The organism is Jatrophihabitans fulvus (genome assembly GCF_054781375.1).
In genome coordinates this window covers 258,503-275,422 of sequence record NZ_BAAGUN010000006.1, presented here as the reverse complement: position 1 = coordinate 275,422, position 16,920 = coordinate 258,503, and the positions used below count along the sequence as shown (strand labels likewise).

The following is a 16,920-nucleotide window of genomic DNA, read 5'->3' as shown; positions in this document are numbered from 1 at the left end:
AGACGGACGGGAGGGCACGATGCGGGCGTCGGACGGCGAGATCGAGGCGCTCCGTGCCGCGGTCCGGGACTTCCTGGCCGGTACGTTTCCCGAGGCTGCCGTGCGCGGTGCCGTCGAGGCGGGCGGCGACCACGATCCGCGCGCGTGGCACACGCTGTCGCGCGAGCTGAACCTGACCGGCATCGGCATCCCCGAGGCCCTGGGCGGCGCGGGCTACTCCTTCCGCGAGCTGGGTGTGGTCCTGGAGGAGTTCGGAGCGACACTCGCGCCCGTGCCGCTGCTGTCCACCGCGGTTGCGGCCGCCGCGGTGCTGGCGACCGCCGACGCCGAGACCGCGGCCGCCCTGCTGCCCGGACTCGCATCCGGAGACGTGCCGGCCACCGCGGTGCTGACGCGACCGGTCGGCACCGCCGAGGACGGCGACGACGGCTGGGTGCTCGACGGCACCGCCGCCCACGTCGCCGACGGGCCCGCGGCGCGGCTGTTCGTCGTCCGCGCCGTCACGAGCTCCGGAGAGGTGCTCCTCGCCGTCCCGGCCGATGCACCTGGTGTCACGGTCACCCGCCTCGAGGCGCTCGACGTGCTGCGTCCGCTCGCGGCCGTCGGGTTCGCCGGGACGCCGGCGCGCCTGCTCGCGCGGGGACCGGCCACCGGGCGGTGGCCCGCGCTCGACGTCGCCATCGCCGCCCAGCTCGCTGCCGTGGCGCACGAGCAGGTGGGTGGGGCCGCGCGCTGTCTCGACGATGCGGTGCGGTACCTCACCACGCGCGATCAGTTCGGGGTCCTGATCGGCACGTTCCAGGCCCTCCAGCACCGGTGCGCGGACGTGCTCACCGCCCTCGACGCCGCGCGGGCCGTCGCCGACGACGCCGGCGACCGGGTCGCGGCGGCACTGCAGGCGGGCGCGGCGGACGCCCCGGCGGACCTCCACGCGACGGCGGCCGGTGCGGCCGCCTGGTGCGCGGAGACCTACGTGCGCAGCGCGCAGGAGAACATCCAGATGCACGGCGGCATCGGCTACACCTGGGAGCACGACGCCCACCTCCACCTGCGCCGGGCGCATGCCGACCAGTTGCTCTACGGCACCCCCCGCGAACACCGCCGTGTCGTCGCCGACGCGATGGGGATCGGACCGCGGTGACCACGACCGTCGACACGACCGGCGGCACGGTCGCCGAGTTCCGCGACCGGCTGCGCGGCTGGCTCGCGGACAATCACCCCGGACGGGCGCCGACGGGTCGGCGGGAGCGCATCGAATGGCAGCGCGCGTGGGCGCGCCGGCTGTTCGACGCCGGGCTCGCCGGGCCGGCCTGGCCCGCCGAGTACGGCGGCATGGACCTCGATCTCGACCGTCAGATCGCCTACTACTCGGAGATCGCGCGCGCCCGCGTGCCCGCCCACCCGGGCAACGGGCCGAGCATCGCCGGCCCGACCGTCGTCCGCCACGGCACCCCGGAGCAACGGGACCGGTTCCTGGCGCCGATGCTGCGCGCGGACACGGTGTGGGCGCAGGGTTTTTCGGAGCCCGGTGCGGGCTCGGATCTGCCGTCGCTGCGGACCGCCGCCCGCCGCGAGGGAGACGAGTACGTCGTCAGCGGGCAGAAGGTCTGGAGCAGCAACGCCGACGTGGCCGACTGGTTGTTCGCGTTGGTGCGCACCGGCGCGCGAGAAGCCCGGTCGGCGGGCATCACCTACCTGCTCCTCCCGCTCGCCTCGCCCGGCGTGACCGTGCGCCCGATCAAGGACATGGCCGGGGGGTCGCACTTCTGCGAGATCTTCTTCGATGAGGTCCGGGTGCCCGTGGCGAACCGGATCGGCGCCGAGAACGAGGGGTGGTCCATCGCCCGCACCAGTCTCGGGCACGAGCGCGCCACCCGAGCACTGAGCCAGGCGGCTCTCTTCCGCCGGGTGTTCGACGAGGCCGTCGTGCTGTTGCGGGACCGGGGGGCGCTCGACGACGACGTCGCCCGGGATCGCGTGGCGGGCCTCGAGATCCGGTTCCGGATCATGCAGCTGGCGGCCATGCGCACCGTCGAGCAGATCCGCCGCACGGGAGAGCCCGGGGGCGCGTCCTCGACCTCGCGGCTCTACCAGTCGCTGCTCGAACAGGACTTCTACGAGACGGTCATCGAACTGCTCGGTCCCGACGCCCTGGTGACCGGCCGTGGGTCCGGCGCCGTCCAGGGTGGCCGGTGGGTCGCGAACTACCTCCGCAGTCGGGCCGCCACGATCGGTACCGGTACGGCGGAGATCCAGCGCAACACGATCGCCGAACGCATCCTCGGTCTGCCGCGGGCTGGCGCGGGGCCGCAGTGAGGGACGCGGCGATGCAGCAGTTCGCGGTCACCGTGCGCAACGGGGATGTCGAACTCGTCGGCGACGGGTACCGGCCCGCCGGAGGGACGGAGCCGTCCGGCACCATCCTGCTGTTCCACGGCGGCGGTCAGACGCGCCACTCGTGGAAGGGCACCGGCCGCATCCTGGCGGGCGCGGGGTGGCAGACGATCTCGTTCGACCTGCGCGGCCACGGCGACAGTTCCTGGTCGGCTCGGGCCGATTACTCGATGGACGCGCACATCGGCGACCTCGCCGCCTGCTGCACCCGGTTCCCCGACCCGGTGCTCGTCGGCGCCTCGCTCGGTGGTCTGGTGTCGCTCCTGGCGGTGGGCGAGGAGCACGTGACGGCGCGGGCGCTCGTGCTGGTCGACGTCGCGCCCCGGATCGAGGTCGCGGGCACGCGCCGCATCGGCGAATTCATGCGCAAGCACGCCGACAGCGGCTTCGCCGACCTGGACGAGGTCGCCGACGCCGTCGCCGCGTACAACCCGCACCGGCCACGACCGACCAACCTCGACGGTCTGCGCAAGAACGTGCGCCTGCGCGCGGACGGCCGTTGGTACTGGCACTGGGATCCCGCCATGCTGCTGCGGGAGCCACGCGACGCGGAGACCCGCCAGGTCGCCGCGAGCCGGTTCAGCGCCGCGGCGGAGCGGTTGACGCTGCCGACCCTGCTCGTGCGTGGAGCGCGGTCCGATGTCCTCAGCGCCGAGGGCGCCGGCCACTTCCTCGAACTGGTGCCGCACGCGACGTTCGTCGACGTCGGTGGGGCCGGGCACATGGTCGCCGGTGACGACAACGACATCTTCGCCGACGCGGTCGGCGGGTTCCTCGCGCAGCTCTGAGCCCCGCGGACGTCCGGGCCCGCTCACGGACGACCGCGGCTCCCGTCACAGGGCCGCAGCCTCGGTCATGTCCGGCACGCGGCACGCGGCCACGTACTCCTCACGGAGGCGACGGACGAGTTCTGCCACGCTGGGGACGTCGTCGATGAGATCGACGCCCTGGCCCGCCGACCAGACCGTCTTCCACGGCCGGGCCTCGCGGGGGAGGTGCCGGTAGCCGTGGCCCTCGGGCTGCGGCAGGTTGTCCGGATCGAGGCCGGCCAGGCGCATGGACTCGACCATCCAGTTGGCTGCCACGCCGGCGATCTCGGGAGTGAAGCGCAGGTCCGCGGAGCTGGTGCGCACGACGAGCTGCTTGTACTGCTCCGACGCCCGGGACTCGGTCGTGGCGATGAACCTGGTTCCCATGTAGGCGAGGTCGGCGCCGAGCACCTCGGCCGCGCGGATCGCGGCACCGGTCGAGATCGACCCGGCCATCGTGAGCGTGCCGTCGAACATGCTGCGGATCCTGGGGACGAGGACCAGGTGGCCGATCGTCCCGGAGTGGCCGCCGCCGCCGGACCCGATGCAGGTCATCCCGTCCACTCCGGCGGCCACGGCCTTCTCGGCGAAACGCAGGGACGTGACGTCGTGCCAGATGAGCATGCCGTGGTCGTGCACCCTGGCGGCCATGTCGGTGGGATCGCCGCCGGCGGTGATGACGATGCCGACGCCGTGGCGTCGGCACCGCTCGAGGTTCGCGTCGAGAACGGCGGCGGGCAGCTGCATGCGCAGGTTCACCGCCAGGGGACCGATGCGGCAGCCCGGATCGCGCTGCGCGACCTCGGCGAGCCTGTCGTCGATCGCGGCGAGCCAGGAGGCGAAGGTCGCGTCGTCGCCGGCGTTGCTGTAGGGCAGCGCACCGATCACGCCGTTCGCGCAGGCCTCGGCGACGAGTTCCGGACCGCTCACCGTGTACATCGGCGCGCACACCGCTGGAAGTACGAGTCGGTCGCGTATCGCTCCGTCGAGGCTCATGGTCAGACACTATATTCAGTTAGCTGTTTGGATCGGGTCCCCGTCGTGGGGCCGCGTGCAGTCACGACGGTGAGGGGCGCCCATGGCGGACGGGACGATGAAGGCATGGCAGGTGACCCGGCTGGGGGAACCGGAGCGGGCGTTGGCGCTGTGCGACCTCCCGGTACCGCAACCCGGCCCCGGTCAGGTGCTGCTGCGGGTGCGGACCGCCTCGCTGGGCTTTCCCGACGTGCTGTTCTGCCAGGGTCGCTACCAGGTCAAACCCGACCTGCCGTTCGTACTCGGGTCGGAGGTCTGCGGCGACGTCGTCGACGGTGACCTCTCGGAAGTGCCGGGTGTCGCGCTCGGCGGCCGGGTGGCGGCGAATCCGAGATCCGGCACGGGCGCCCTCGCACAGTTCGCACTGGCCGACGCCCGTCACTGTCATCCGGTACCGGACGAGCTCTCCGACGCCGAGGCCGCCGCTGTCCTGACCGGGTCCACGACCGCGTGGTTCGGTCTGGTCGAACGGGCGCGGCTGCAGCGCGGGGAGGTCCTCGTGGTGACCGCACCGGCCGGCGGCGTGGGCTCGGCCGCGGTGCAGCTCGGGCGCGCGCTGGGTGCCACCGTCGTGGCCGTGGTGCGCGGCCCCGCCAAGACCGCGACGGTGCACCGGCTCGGCGCCCACCACGTCGTGGACGCGAGCGACGGGTCGGTGGTCGAGCGGGTCAAGGAACTCACCGACGGCCGGGGGGCCGACGTGGTGTTCGACCCGGTCGGTGGGGCCGCGTTCGACCAGGCGCAGCGGTACATGGCGTTCGGGGGTCGTTACCTCGTGGTGGGTTTCGCCGGCGGCGACATCCAGACCGCGCGACTCAACCGGCCGCTGCTGGGCAGTTGGTCCATCGTCGGCGTGAACGTGGGCCTCCACGTGGCACGCGAACCGGAGCGGGTGCGTCGGGCCATGGACGAGATCGGCGCCCTGTGCCGACAGGGTCTGCTCACACCGCTGGTCGGCGCGCAGGTCTCGATGGCCGAGGCCCCGCAGGGGCTCCGGGCCATCGCGAACGGCACGTCGGTCGGTCGGGTCGTGGTCGACGTCTGGAGCTGAGGCGTCCCGGGTGCGCTAGCGGTCGAACACCAGCGGCAGGGTGTCGACGCCCCAGACGTTGCCACTGGTGTGCCAGTGCGGCTCGGCGTCGGGGGCCAGCCGGAAGGGTGGCAGGACGGTGAGGAACTGCTCCAGGACGATCGTCAGCTCCTGCCGGGCCAGGTGCATGCCGAGACACCGGTGCGGACCCAGGCCGAAGGCGGCGGTCCAGCTGACGGTCCGGTCGAGCCGGAATTCCGTCGCGTCCGGGAACGTCCCGGCGTCCCGGCTGGCCGTGCTGGAGCACAGCAACAGACGGTCGCCCGCCTTGATCGTGACGCCGCCCAGCACGTGATCGGTCACCGCGTTGCGTACCGGCGGGACGATGTTGTAGAGCCGCAGCAGCTCGTCGAGCGCCTTGGCGCGGCTCTCCGCGCTCTCCCGGGCCCGGGCCTGGTCCTCGGGATGGGTCGCCAGGTGGTGGAAGAACGTCCCGAGCTGGCTGGTGACGGTGTCGCCGCCGGCGATGAACAACAGGAAGGCGATGTCGAGGCACTCCTCGTCGCTCAGGGGCTCACCGTCGACAGTGGTCGCGACGAGCCGGCTGATCATGTCCGCCTTCGGGTCGGCGCGGCGCTGCGCGATCAGCTCGATCAGGAAGGTCACCAGCAGTCCGCCGGTGTGCGCACTCAGCTGCGGGTCGTCGGAGTGCAGGATGTCCTTCGTCCAGGTCGTGAACACGTCGGCCTGCTCCAGCGGCAGGCCGAACAGTTCCGAGAACACCGCCTGGGGAAGCGGACGGCCGATGTCACGGACGAAGTCGCACCCGGCGTCCGGGTCGATCCCGTCCAGCAGCCGGGCGCACCGCTCGCGGACCGCGTCGGCCAGCGGCCGGATGGCGCCGGGGTTGAAGAACGGAGCCAGCAGCCGGCGCACGCGGGTGTGTGCCGGCCCGTCCAGTTCCTGCGGCGAGAGCCGGCGTGGCCAGAAGCCCTCCATCGACGGCAGGCCGGTCGGGTAGCTGCTGAACACGTCGGCGCGCTGGTACGCCTCGCGTACTTCGTCAGACCCGAGTACCACCCAGTACCCGCCCAACCGGGGCGACCACAGGACGGGTCCGTCGCCGCGCAGCCGGTCCAGGGCGGCCCAGGGGTCGGCCAGCACATCCGCGTCGGCCGTCACGTCGAGGTCGCGGACGAGCTCGGCCGGAACGTGTGCGGGGGTGAGAAGGGCGGTCACGATGCCTCCCGGCGTGTGGTGAATCACGTGCGCTCATGGTTACCTAAGAACACTGTCTAGCCAAGAGCGCCACGAAGTCTTGCCACGTCGAAGCTGACTAGGTTAGACATCTGGCGGATTGCACACGGGAAGGCGTCTGACGTGAAGATCTTCGTCGAACAGTCCAAATGCTCGGGCCACGCCCGCTGCTACGCCACGGCGCCGGAGGTGTTCCCGATCGACGACGACGGGTACACGGCACTGGACGGCGAGGTCGACGTCCCGGACGAACTGGCCGAGAAGGCCCGCTTCGGCGTGGCCGCATGTCCCGAGAAGGCACTCCGGGTGCTGGCGGACTGACGGGTGGGCAAACTCGACGGCAAGGTCGCCCTCATCACCGGAGCGGCGCGCGGCCAGGGCCGCTCGCACGCTCAACTGCTCGCCGCCGAGGGCGCGGACATCGTGGCCGTCGACATCTGCTCGCAGCTCGAGACGGTCAACTACCCGATGGCCACCAGTGAGGACCTGCGCGAGACGGTACGGCTCGTCGAGGACGAGGACCGCCGGTGCCTGGCGCGTGAACTCGACATCCGCGACCTCGCTGGCATGAGACAGGTGGTCGCTGACGCGATGGCGCAGTTCGGCCGCCTCGACATCGTGCTGGCGAACGCCGGTGTCATGACGCAGTCCATGCCCCCGCACGACCGGTCGGTGCAGGCGTGGCACGACGGCGTCGACGTGATGCTCACCGGCACGTGGCACACGCTGCAGGCCACGGTGCCCGCGCTCGTCGAGGGCGGTCGCGGCGGCGCGATCGTCATCACCAGTTCGGTGTCAGGGATCCGTCCGATGTTCACGGACTTCTCCGGGGGATTCGACTCGTACGTCGCTGCCAAGTTCGGGGTCATCGGGCTGATGCGCGCGTACGCCGCGTCGCTGGGCGAGCACGGCATCCGGGTCAACACCGTCCACCCGACCGGCGTCAACACGCCGATGGTGGCCAACGAGTTCTTCGGGGCGTACATCGAGAGCAACCCCCGGACCGCGGCGGCGTTCGTCAACACGTTGCCTGTCCAGATGATCGAGCCCATCGACATCAGCCGTGCCGTCCTCTACCTCGTCTCGGACGACGGGCGCTACGTCACGGGAGTGCAGCTCCCCGTCGACGCCGGCATCACCTACGCAAGCTGACACCGTCACAGCAGAGGACGTCACCATGACCGCAACCGACCCCACCCCGACGACCGGGGGCACCTGCCCTGTCATCCACTTCGAGTACGCGCCCACGGTGCATCCGGGAGAGGACTACTTCGACCAGCTGCAGCGGGCACGGCGCACCGGTCCGGTCTTCCGGAGCGACGAAGCCCAGGGCTACTGGGTCCTGGCCAAGAGCGAGTACATCGTCGAGGCCCTGCAACAGCCGGACGTCTTCTCGTCGTCCGCGACGATCCCCATCTTCCCGAACCCGGACTACAAGTGGATCCCGATCATGATCGATCCGCCGGTGCACACGAAGTGGCGCAAGCTGCTCGGCAGTTGGTTCTCACCCGGACGCACCGCCTCGCTCGAGGAGCCGGTGCGCGACCTGTCGATCGGCCTGATCGGCGACATCGTCGCGAAGGGCAGCTGCGACTTCGTGGCGGAATTCGCGGCCAAGTTCCCGACCGCCATCTTCCTGCGCATCATCGGCCTGCCGGTCGACCGGTTGCCGGAATTCCTGGAGTGGGAGGAGCACATCGTCCACTTCTCTCCCGAGAAGGATCCGGACGCGTCGAAGATGGGCACGGCGATGGCCGAGGTCACGGCCATGTTCAGAGAACTGATCGAGCAGCGCCGGGCCGACCCGTCACGTCGCGCCGACGACATCATCAGCGCCGCGATCGACTGGAAGATCGACGGCGAGACCATCGGCGACGACGACCTGATCTCGTGCCTGCTGCTGCTCTTCATGGCCGGCCTCGACACCGTCACGTCGCAGTTGTCCTACATCTTCCGGCATCTGGCCACCCACGACGCCGATCGGCAGGCCATCGTCGACGACCCGGGCAGGATCCCGAACGCGGTCGAAGAACTGTTGCGCTACTACTCCATCGTGCGCGTCGGCCGGAAGGTGACCCTGACGTCGATTTCCACGGGTGTCCGATGAAGGCCGGGGACATGGTCGCGATGCCGCTCGCGTTCGCCGGCTTCGACGACGACGCCATCGATCGGGCCACGGAGATCGACATCGACCGCAAGGTGTTCGGGAACCTGGCCTTCGGTGCCGGGCCGCACCGGTGCCTCGGGTCCCATCTCGCGCGACGGGAACTCGTCGTTGCGGTCGAGCAGTGGCATCAGCGGATCCCCCACTACCGCCTGACCGAGGGGGAGCAGCCGATCGAGCACTCCGGCGGCGGCGTCGCCGGTCTCGACTACCTGCCGCTGTCCTGGGACTGACCCGCCGTTGCGCTACTGGCTCTCGTACATCGCGTGCCCGGCCGACCAGTTGCTCGCGCTCGCCCGACACGCCGAACACCTCGGCTTCGAGGGAGTCATGGGTCCGGACCACTCGGTGTGGTGGGGCGGCGAGATCAGCTCGCGGTATCCGTACAACGACACCGGCCAGGTCTGGTGGCCGGAGGACACGCCGTGGCCGGACCCGTGGGTGACCGCCGCCTCCATGGCAGCCGTCACGACCAGGCTGAAGGTCGGTCACCACGTCTTCGTCCTGCCGTTGCGCGACCCCGTCAACACGGCCAAGGCCATCGCGACCACGTCGGCGATCGCCGGCGGGCGCACCGTGCTCGCCTTCGGGGTCGGCTGGATGCGCGAGGAGTTCGAGCTGGTCGGCCAGCAGTTCGCGCGGCGGGGCCGGCGCGTCGACGAGATGCTCGATGTGATGCAGCTTCTCTGGTCGGGTGAGAAGGTGAGCTACGAGGGCGAGTTCTACCGTCTCGAGGACGTGTCGCTGCGGCCCACCCCCGCGGCGCGGGTGCCGCTGATCGGGTCCGGGCACTCGTCGGCCGCGCTGCGACGCACCGGCCGGCGGTGCGACGGGTGGCTCGGCGCGACGCGCTTCGCACCCGGTGAACTCGAGGCCATCCTGTCCGAGATCGACGCACACCGAGCTGACGCCGGTCGCCTCGACGAACCCTTCGACGTGATGATCTCGGTGAGCAAGCGCGCCCACGAGCGCGACGTCGTCGCGCAGGTGGAGGAGCAGGGTGTCACCGACCTCATCTCCGCACCGTGGACCATCGTGCCGACCGAGGATCCCGAATCCCTCAGCGGCAAGTTGGCGAGCATGGACGCCTTCGCCGCGAGGTTGTTCTGACGTGCCCGTCGCCGCTGCGCGTGCCGGAAAGATGCGTAGGTTTTAAGTCTTGTTCGCAGCTCGCATCCGTCGTTCACTCGGCTCGTGATGCGCGCCGACGACGTCTTCGACATGACCGGCAAGGTCGTCGCGGTGACCGGCGGCAGCCGGGGCATCGGCGAGCAGATGGTGCGCGCGTTCGCAGCCAACGGCGCCGACGTCGTCGTCGCGTCGCGCAAGCTGGACAACTGTGTCTCGGTGGCGAGCGACATCGAGGCCACGACCGGTCGTCGCGCGATGCCCTACCAGTTGCATGCCGCGCACTGGGACGAGGCCGAGCCGTTCGCCGACGCGGTGTACGCCGAGTTCGGACGCTGCGACGTCCTCGTCAACAACGCCGGGATGTCGATCCTCTACGACCGGCTGACCGACGTCACCGAGGAGATGTTCGACAAGGTCGTCGGCCTGAACTTCAAGGGTCCGTTCCGGCTGGCGTCCCTGTTCGGCGAGCGGATGAAGGCGGCCGGCAAGGGCGCCGTCATCAACGTCAGCTCGACCGGGTCACTGCGCGCCGCCGTGAACGCGATCCCGTATTCGGGGGCGAAGGCTGCGCTGAACATCATGACCGAGGGCATGGCGCAGGTGCTCGGACCCGAGGTGCGGGTGAACACCCTGATGCCCGGGATGACCCGCACCGACATCTCCAAGGCCTGGGACGCGACACAGGCCGACGCGCTGGCCGACGGGTACGCGCTCAAGCGCATCGGCGAGCCGCACGAGATCGTCGGCGCCGCGCTGCTGCTCGCGTCGGACGCGGGCAGCTACATCAGCAGTTCGTACATCCGCGTCGACGGCGGGATCCCGTAACCGTCCCCGCGGCACCGACACGAGAGGACCCGTCATGGGATTCGATTTCAGCGTCGACCCGGATTTCCAGGAGTTGCTCGACTGGACCCGGGAGTTCGTCAGGACGAACGTGTACCCGCTCGACGTGCTGTGGCCGCACGAGAACTACGCGCCCCTGGACCCGGAACGCAAGGCGGTCGTCGACCACCTCAAGCAGCAGGTCCGGGACAAGGGGTTGTGGGCGTGCCACCTCGGTGTCGAGCTCGGCGGGCAGGGCTTCGGGCAGCTGAAGCTCGCGCTGCTCAACGAGATACTCGGGACGTCCGTCTGGGCCCCCCGGGTGTTCGGCACGCAGGCCCCTGACACCGGCAACGCCGAGATCATCGCGCACTTCGGCACGCCCGACCAGAAGGAGCGGTACCTCGCACCGCTGCTCGAGGGCGACATCGTCTCGTGCTATTCGATGACCGAACCGCAGGGTGGCGCCGACCCGGACGTCTTCGAGACGACAGCGGTGCAGGACGGCGACGACTGGGTGATCACCGGTCAGAAGTTCTACTCCTCCAACGCCCGCTGGGCATCGTTCCTCATCGTCATGGCGGTCACGGATCCCGAGAAGCCGTTGCTCGAGCGGATGACGATGTTCATGGTCGAGGCGGACGCGCCCGGCGTCGTCATCGAACGCAACCTTTCGCACGTGACCGAGCCGGCCGGAGACGGCTCGGAGGCGCTCATCAGTTACAACGACGTGCGGGTGCCGGCGAGCGCGATCCTGGGCGGCCGGGGCCAGGCCTTCGTGGTCGCTCAGACACGCCTCGGCGGAGGACGGGTGCACCATGCGATGCGCTCCATCGGCGGGGCGCAGCGGTGCCTCGACGCCATGGCCGAACGCGCGTTGTCCCGATCGACCAAGGGGGAGCGGCTGTCGGAGAAGCAGCTCGTCCAGCAGATGATCGCCGAGTCGTACATCGACATCCAGCAGTTCCGGTTGCTCGTGCTCTACACGGCCTGGCAGATCGACAGGTACAACGACTACAAGCGGGTGCGCAAGGACATCGCCGCCATCAAGGTGATGACGCCCAGGGTCCTCGAGGGCGTGGCGCGCCGGGCCATCCAGATCCACGGCGCCCTCGGGGCGTCGCACGAGATGCCGTTCCTCTACTTCCACGGTCACGGGATGACCCTGGCGCTCGCGGACGGACCCACCGAGGTGCACCAGGTGACGGTCGCCAAGCAGGTGCTGCGCGGCTACGAGCCGTACGAGGGCCTGTGGCCGCGGGAGTACCTGCCCGACCGGCTGCGGGCCGCCGAGCACTGGCTCAACGAGCAGCAGGCGCTGGTGCAGACGTGACGGACGAGGACGGCCACGACGCTGTCCCGACCCTGGACGTCGATGCGTTGCAGAGGTGGCTGGACACGCTGGAGCTGCCCGACGCAGGGACGCCCGTCGGGGTCGACTACATCTCGGGGGGCAGTCAGAACGAGATCTTCGCGATCACGCGCGGGGACCAGCGCTGGGCGCTGCGCAAGCCGCCGCAGAACGCCGTCGCCGCCCGCGACAACGGGATCCTGCGGGAGTGGCAGATCCTCGATGCGCTGACCGGTACGGACGTGCCGCACGCGTCGGCGGTGGCCCACTGCGCGGATCCATCGGTCCTCGGGCGACCGTTCTACGTGATGGGGTACGTCGACGGCTGGTCGCCCATGGCACACGGTGACCTCGGCGGGTGGGCGGCTCCGTTCGACACGGACGCGGACGCGCGCGGCGAGCTCGCCCGGGCCCTGGTCGACGGCGCCGCCCGGCTCGGCAGGGTCGACTGGCGCGCGGCCGGCCTCGCAGAGTTCGGCCGCCCGGAGGGCTTCCACGACAGGCAGGTCGACCGGTGGCTGCGGTTCTGGGAGAACTGCGGTGGTCGCACCGGCGTTCCGGGCATGGAGGTCGCCACCGCCTGGTTGCGTGAGCACCGTCCGATCGACTTCGTGCCCGGCATCATGCACGGCGACTACCAGTTCGCCAACGTCATGTTCGAGCACGGCACACCTGGACGGCTGGCCGCGATCGTCGACTGGGAGATGACGACGATCGGCGATCCCAAACTCGACCTGGCCTGGTGCCTGCGCGACTGGCCGGGCGGTGGCGCGACCTCGGACAGCACCGACTACATGGACCTGTCGGCGGTGCCGTCGCGCGACGAGCTCGTCACCGCCTACGCGGACGTGTCGGGACGGCAGGTCGACGACTTCGACTACTACCTCGTCCTGGCGCGATGGAAGCTCGGGGTCGTGCTGGAACAGGGTTTCCAGAACGCGGGTGACAACGAACTCCTGCTGTCGTTCGGACGCACCGTGGACTCGCTGATGGCGGCCGCGGCCGAACTCGCCGAGAGCACCGATTACGAAGGCCGGCACCTAATCAGCTGACTCAATGTTCTGATTGGTCTAGCCTCAGGCGATCATCGGACTGAGGAAGAGGCGGACCCTTGCGGCATCGGACGATCAGAACAGCGCTGGCGGCGGCGGTGGCGGGCCTGGTGCTCGCGGCCTGCGGCTCGGGCTCCGACGATCGGGACGGCGGCGGGTCCGACGAGATCAAGGTCGGCGTTCTCACGTCCTTGACGGGCACGTTCGCGTCCAGCTACGCGCAGTTCGAGGACGGTGTCAAGGCGCGCTTCGGGCTGGCCAATGCGGGTGGCGGCGTCGCCGGTCACACGCTGCGTTACGTCATGGCCGACGACCGCTCGGCCGGCCCGGAGACGGTGGCGGCGGCCCAGAAGCTCATTCAGCAGGACGACGTGTTCGGCGTCCTGACGGCCAGTTCCTCGTTGCAGGCCGCGAGCGACTACCTCATCTCGTCCGATGTCCCGGTGATCGGTGCGAACGTCGGTGGGCTCGATGTCTTCACCTCCGACAAGGCCAAGGGGTTCTTCGACGTCTACGGCTACGGGAAGGCCGGCACCGTCACGACGACGTTGGGCGACTACTTCAAGTCGGTCGGTGCCCGCAAGGTCGCCGTCATCGGTTACGGGGACAGCGAGAACTCCGAGCGCAGCACCCGCAACGCTGCCGAGTCGGTGAAGGCGGTGGGACTCGAGGTCGGATTTCTCGACACCACGCTCAAGGCCGGCAGCACCGACGTGGGCCCGCTCGTACAGAAGATCAAGGACTCCGGGTCGAACGCGCTGTTCGCGCCCGTCGTGCCTGCCTCGGGGTACGCGCTCGTACGGGGGCTCGCGCAGGCCGGCGTGCGGTTGACGTCGAGTTTGCTCGCGACCGGGTACGGGCAGTCGGTCATCACCGACCCGGCGACCCGCCAGGCCGCCAAGGGCGTCGACTTTCAGCTGTCGTTCTCGCCGGTGGAGGCGGCAACCTCCGGAACGAAGACCATGACCGCCGCATTCGCGAAGTACGCGGGCGTCAAGGGCATCCCGAACTTCTCGCAGTATCTCGGCTGGCTCACCGCGGACCTGTTCGTGCACGGTCTGACGCTGGAGGGGGCCGACGCCGATCCGCAGGCGTACTACCGGGCGCTGCGCGCAGGTACCTGGGACGGGGCGGGGCTCATGGCTCCCACCGACTTCGACCGCATCAAGGAAACCAAACCGCTCGAGGACCAGGACAACTGCACCAACATCGTGCGCTTCGACGGTGCCAGGTTCGTGGTGCAGTCGGGCGGGCCGATCTGCGGCAAGGTCGTGCCGGGCGTGACCGTGCGCTGACGGTCCGGGCGGGACCACGAACCCCCTTTCCGTGCCACCGTGCGGCCCGGATAGGGGGTTCTGCCCGTTACGCGGCGCGCCCACTCACGCGGTTGTCACCTCTGCGTGACAATTCTGCAACGGTAGTTCAGTTAGCTATATGTGATTGAGCTAACTAGGTTTACGTTGAGGCGTCCCGCTGTCCCGGACCTCAACGATTGGACTGGCATGCGAAGTAGAACAACGGTGGTCTCCGTGCTCGCGGTGGGCGTCCTCGCGCTCGCGGCGTGCGGCTCGAGCGACGACTCCCCGGGCGGCGGTTCGTCCGGCGGTTCGGGCGGAACGATCAAGCTCGGAGGTCTTGCCTCGCTGACCGGCGCCGCGGCCTCGAGCAACGCGAACTGCGAGTCGGGCATCAAGGCCCGGATCGGGGTGGAGAACGCGAAGGGCGGCATCAACGGCCGCAAGTTGTCCTACGTCATGGCCGACGACAAGTCGGAGGGCCCCGGGGTCGTCGATGCGATCACCAAGCTCTCCGAGCAGGAGAACGTGTTCGGCATCGTCACCCCGTCGTCCTACTTCGCGGCGGGCGCGGACAAGGCCAAGCAGCTCGGCGTCCCGGTGGCCGGCGTCAGCTACTCCGCCGGCCCCTTCTGGTTCGAGCCCGAGAAGTACCCGACCATCTTCGACGCCTACGGGTACGGCAACTACAGCCTGGTGTCGACGACCTTCGGCGAGTACTTCAAGTCGATCGGGGCGACGAAGGTCGGCGCGATCGGCTACGGCTCCAGCCCCAGTTCAGCGCTCGCGGCCATCGCGGCCGTGAAGAGTGCCGAGAAGGTGGGACTCAAGGCCGGCTATCTCGACAACTCACTCGCCTTCGGGAGCACCGACGTCGGGCCGATCGTCCAGAAGATCAAGGCCTCCGGTACCGATGCGTTGTACGTGCCGGTCGTTCCGTCCACGGGCTACGCGCTCATCAAGGCGCTGCAGCAGGCGAAGGTCAAGCTGAAGTCCGTCGTGTTGGCCACCGGGTACGGGCAGAGCGTGCTGGACGACCCGGCGACGAAGGCCGCGTCGAAGGGCGTCGACTTCTACACCCTGACGTCGCCCGTCGAGACGAAGAAACCGGGCATCCTCGAGCTGCAGAAGGCGTTGGCGACCTACGCCGGCGCGAAGGCGGACGCGATCCCGACCTTCGACCAGACGGTGTGCTGGCTGACCACCGACCTATTCGTGGCCGGGCTCAAACTGCCGGGCGCGGACAAGAGCCGGCAGGCGTTCGTGAGCGCGCTGCGCAAGGGCACGTGGAACGGAGCCGGCATCACGACCCCCACGAACTTCGCGGACGTCAAGGACGCGCCGGGCGGGCAGGACCAGGGCAGCTGCATCAACATCACGCGCTTCGACGGCGCGAAGTTCGTCGTGCAGCCCGGAGCCGGCCCGATCTGTGGCAAGGTCATCGAGGGGCTGACCGTCAAGCAGTAGTCACAGCCTGTCCCTGCGAGACACCGGAGCCCCGGGTCGGATCAGTCCGGCCCGGGGTTCCGCGCTCGTGGCGTCACAACCCGGCTGCGTCCGCCACGACCCGAAGAGTGCGGAGCTTCTCCGGCAGGGTGCGACCGGACGGCGCCACGGAGAAGATGTCGATGCCGGCGGCGCGGTAGGCCTCGAGGCGCTCCGCGATGCGGGCGGCGTCGCCGACGAGCCCGATGCCGTCGACGAGCTCCGCCGGCGTGAGCTCCTCGGCCTCCTCGACCCGGCCGGACAGGTACAGCTCGGTGATCTCCTCGGCGATCTCGCCGTAGCCGTACTCGGTGACCAGGTCGCGGTAGAAGTTCTTGTCGCGGGTGCCCATGCCCCCGATCAGCAGGGTGATGTACGGCCGGTAGACGCGGCGGGCCACCTCGAGGTCGTCGTTGACGACCGCGCCCGTCGACGCCGCGATCACCACATCGCCACGCGGGCGTCCCGCGGCTTCGAGCGCTCCCAGGAAGCGGTCGCGCATCGGCGCGAACCTCTCCGGGAAGACGATGGCGGGCAGCCACCCGTCGCAGATCTCGGCGGCGAGCCGGATGTTGCGTGGGCCCATCGCCGCCAGCAGGACGGGGACGTCCACCGTGTTGCGGAGGACCAGCTTGAGCGGCCGGTACTCGGGGCGCGGCGGCAGCCTGAGGTGCTTGCCGTCGTAACGCACGCGCTCGCGGCGCAGTGCCAGCTTGACCACGTCGATGTACTCACGTGTGCGGCCGTGCGGGTCACTCCACGGCGTGGCGTACCACCCTTCGGACACCTGAGGACCGGAGACCCCGAGGCCCAGGACGAACCGGTCGCCGTAGAGCGCGACGAGCGACGCGGCGGTCATCGCCGTCGTGGTGGCCGCGCGGGCAGGGATCTGCATGACCGCCGACCCGATGCGGATCGTGCTCGTGTTCGCGGCGAGCCACGACATCACGGTCGGCGCGTCGGCGCCGTACAGCTCGGGCACCCAGGCGATCGAGTAGCCGAGCCGTTCCGCCTCCTGCACCGTGGCCAGGATGTCGTCGGCGTCCGTTCGGCTGCCGTTCCACGTCCCGAGGATCACACCCAGGTCCATCGTTG

General features: G+C 69.9%; 17 protein-coding genes. 14 read left to right on the top strand and 3 right to left on the bottom strand.

What is annotated here, in order from left to right; translation table 11 throughout:
- Positions 1–19: 19 nt before the first annotated feature.
- From ACYVP9_RS19210 to ACYVP9_RS19200, 3 genes are read left to right on the top strand one after another with little or no spacing between them, the layout of a single operon-like run.
- Positions 20–1,141: an acyl-CoA dehydrogenase family protein gene (locus ACYVP9_RS19210; RefSeq protein ID WP_460606548.1), complete on the top strand. Its 1,122-nt coding sequence runs from the start codon at positions 20–22 to the stop codon at positions 1,139–1,141.
- A complete protein-coding gene (locus tag ACYVP9_RS19205; RefSeq protein WP_460606547.1) occupies positions 1,138–2,316 on the top strand; it encodes an acyl-CoA dehydrogenase family protein in 1,179 nt (392 codons plus the stop codon). Before ACYVP9_RS19210 ends, ACYVP9_RS19205 begins: the two co-directional genes overlap by 4 nt.
- 11 nt (positions 2,317–2,327) lie before the next feature.
- Complete coding sequence (locus ACYVP9_RS19200; protein WP_460606546.1) at positions 2,328–3,182, top strand: alpha/beta fold hydrolase; 855 nt, start codon at positions 2,328–2,330, stop codon at positions 3,180–3,182.
- 45 nt (positions 3,183–3,227) lie between these two features.
- Here the strand turns inward: ACYVP9_RS19200 and ACYVP9_RS19195 are convergent, their stop codons facing one another.
- Positions 3,228–4,199, bottom strand: a complete 972-nt coding sequence (locus ACYVP9_RS19195; RefSeq protein ID WP_460606545.1) for an NAD(P)H-dependent flavin oxidoreductase — start codon at positions 4,197–4,199, stop codon at positions 3,228–3,230.
- Positions 4,200–4,281: 82 nt separating this feature from the next.
- Here ACYVP9_RS19195 and ACYVP9_RS19190 point away from each other — a divergent pair, with 82 nt between their 5' ends.
- On the top strand, positions 4,282–5,289 hold the full coding sequence (locus ACYVP9_RS19190; protein WP_460606544.1) for an NADPH:quinone oxidoreductase family protein: 1,008 nt from the start codon (positions 4,282–4,284) through the stop codon (positions 5,287–5,289).
- Between the two features lie 15 nt (positions 5,290–5,304).
- Here ACYVP9_RS19190 and ACYVP9_RS19185 read toward each other — a convergent pair whose 3' ends face one another.
- Complete coding sequence (locus ACYVP9_RS19185; RefSeq protein WP_460606543.1) at positions 5,305–6,507, bottom strand: cytochrome P450; 1,203 nt, start codon at positions 6,505–6,507, stop codon at positions 5,305–5,307.
- Between the two features lie 141 nt (positions 6,508–6,648).
- Here ACYVP9_RS19185 and ACYVP9_RS19180 point away from each other — a divergent pair, with 141 nt between their 5' ends.
- The 10 genes from ACYVP9_RS19180 to ACYVP9_RS19135 all read left to right on the top strand — a co-directional run bounded on the left by ACYVP9_RS19180 (position 6,649) and on the right by ACYVP9_RS19135 (position 15,807).
- Positions 6,649–6,846: a ferredoxin gene (locus ACYVP9_RS19180; RefSeq protein WP_460606542.1), complete on the top strand. Its 198-nt coding sequence runs from the start codon at positions 6,649–6,651 to the stop codon at positions 6,844–6,846.
- A gap of 3 nt (positions 6,847–6,849) precedes the next feature.
- Positions 6,850–7,677 (top strand): mycofactocin-coupled SDR family oxidoreductase, encoded by an 828-nt coding sequence (locus ACYVP9_RS19175; RefSeq protein ID WP_460606541.1) that lies wholly within the window; start codon positions 6,850–6,852, stop codon positions 7,675–7,677.
- Positions 7,678–7,702: 25 nt separating this feature from the next.
- Positions 7,703–8,632 carry a cytochrome P450 family protein gene (locus tag ACYVP9_RS19170; RefSeq protein WP_460606540.1) on the top strand — a complete coding sequence of 310 codons (930 nt, stop codon included), beginning with the start codon at positions 7,703–7,705 and terminating at the stop codon, positions 8,630–8,632.
- Positions 8,629–8,922 (top strand): cytochrome P450 family protein, encoded by a 294-nt coding sequence (locus ACYVP9_RS19165; protein WP_460606539.1) that lies wholly within the window; start codon positions 8,629–8,631, stop codon positions 8,920–8,922. Before ACYVP9_RS19170 ends, ACYVP9_RS19165 begins: the two co-directional genes overlap by 4 nt.
- A 7-nt stretch (positions 8,923–8,929) precedes the next feature.
- Positions 8,930–9,799 (top strand): LLM class oxidoreductase, encoded by an 870-nt coding sequence (locus tag ACYVP9_RS19160; protein ID WP_460606538.1) that lies wholly within the window; start codon positions 8,930–8,932, stop codon positions 9,797–9,799.
- A gap of 87 nt (positions 9,800–9,886) precedes the next feature.
- Positions 9,887–10,645, top strand: a complete 759-nt coding sequence (locus tag ACYVP9_RS19155) for an SDR family NAD(P)-dependent oxidoreductase (RefSeq protein ID WP_460606619.1) — start codon at positions 9,887–9,889, stop codon at positions 10,643–10,645.
- A gap of 34 nt (positions 10,646–10,679) precedes the next feature.
- The gene (locus ACYVP9_RS19150) at positions 10,680–11,975 is read left to right on the top strand and encodes an acyl-CoA dehydrogenase family protein (RefSeq protein ID WP_460606537.1); all 1,296 of its coding nucleotides are present in this window, start codon (positions 10,680–10,682) and stop codon (positions 11,973–11,975) included.
- Complete coding sequence (locus tag ACYVP9_RS19145; RefSeq protein ID WP_460606536.1) at positions 11,972–13,045, top strand: phosphotransferase family protein; 1,074 nt, start codon at positions 11,972–11,974, stop codon at positions 13,043–13,045. Before ACYVP9_RS19150 ends, ACYVP9_RS19145 begins: the two co-directional genes overlap by 4 nt.
- 59 nt (positions 13,046–13,104) lie before the next feature.
- Positions 13,105–14,340 (top strand): ABC transporter substrate-binding protein, encoded by a 1,236-nt coding sequence (locus ACYVP9_RS19140; protein WP_460606535.1) that lies wholly within the window; start codon positions 13,105–13,107, stop codon positions 14,338–14,340.
- 225 nt (positions 14,341–14,565) lie between these two features.
- Positions 14,566–15,807, top strand: a complete 1,242-nt coding sequence (locus ACYVP9_RS19135) for an ABC transporter substrate-binding protein (RefSeq protein WP_460606534.1) — start codon at positions 14,566–14,568, stop codon at positions 15,805–15,807.
- A 73-nt stretch (positions 15,808–15,880) separates the two neighbouring features.
- On the opposite strand, the gene ACYVP9_RS19130 is transcribed toward ACYVP9_RS19135, so the two are convergent.
- Entirely contained in the window at positions 15,881–16,915 is a 1,035-nt protein-coding gene (locus ACYVP9_RS19130; RefSeq protein ID WP_460606533.1) for an LLM class oxidoreductase, read from the bottom strand.
- Positions 16,916–16,920: the final 5 nt, after the last annotated feature.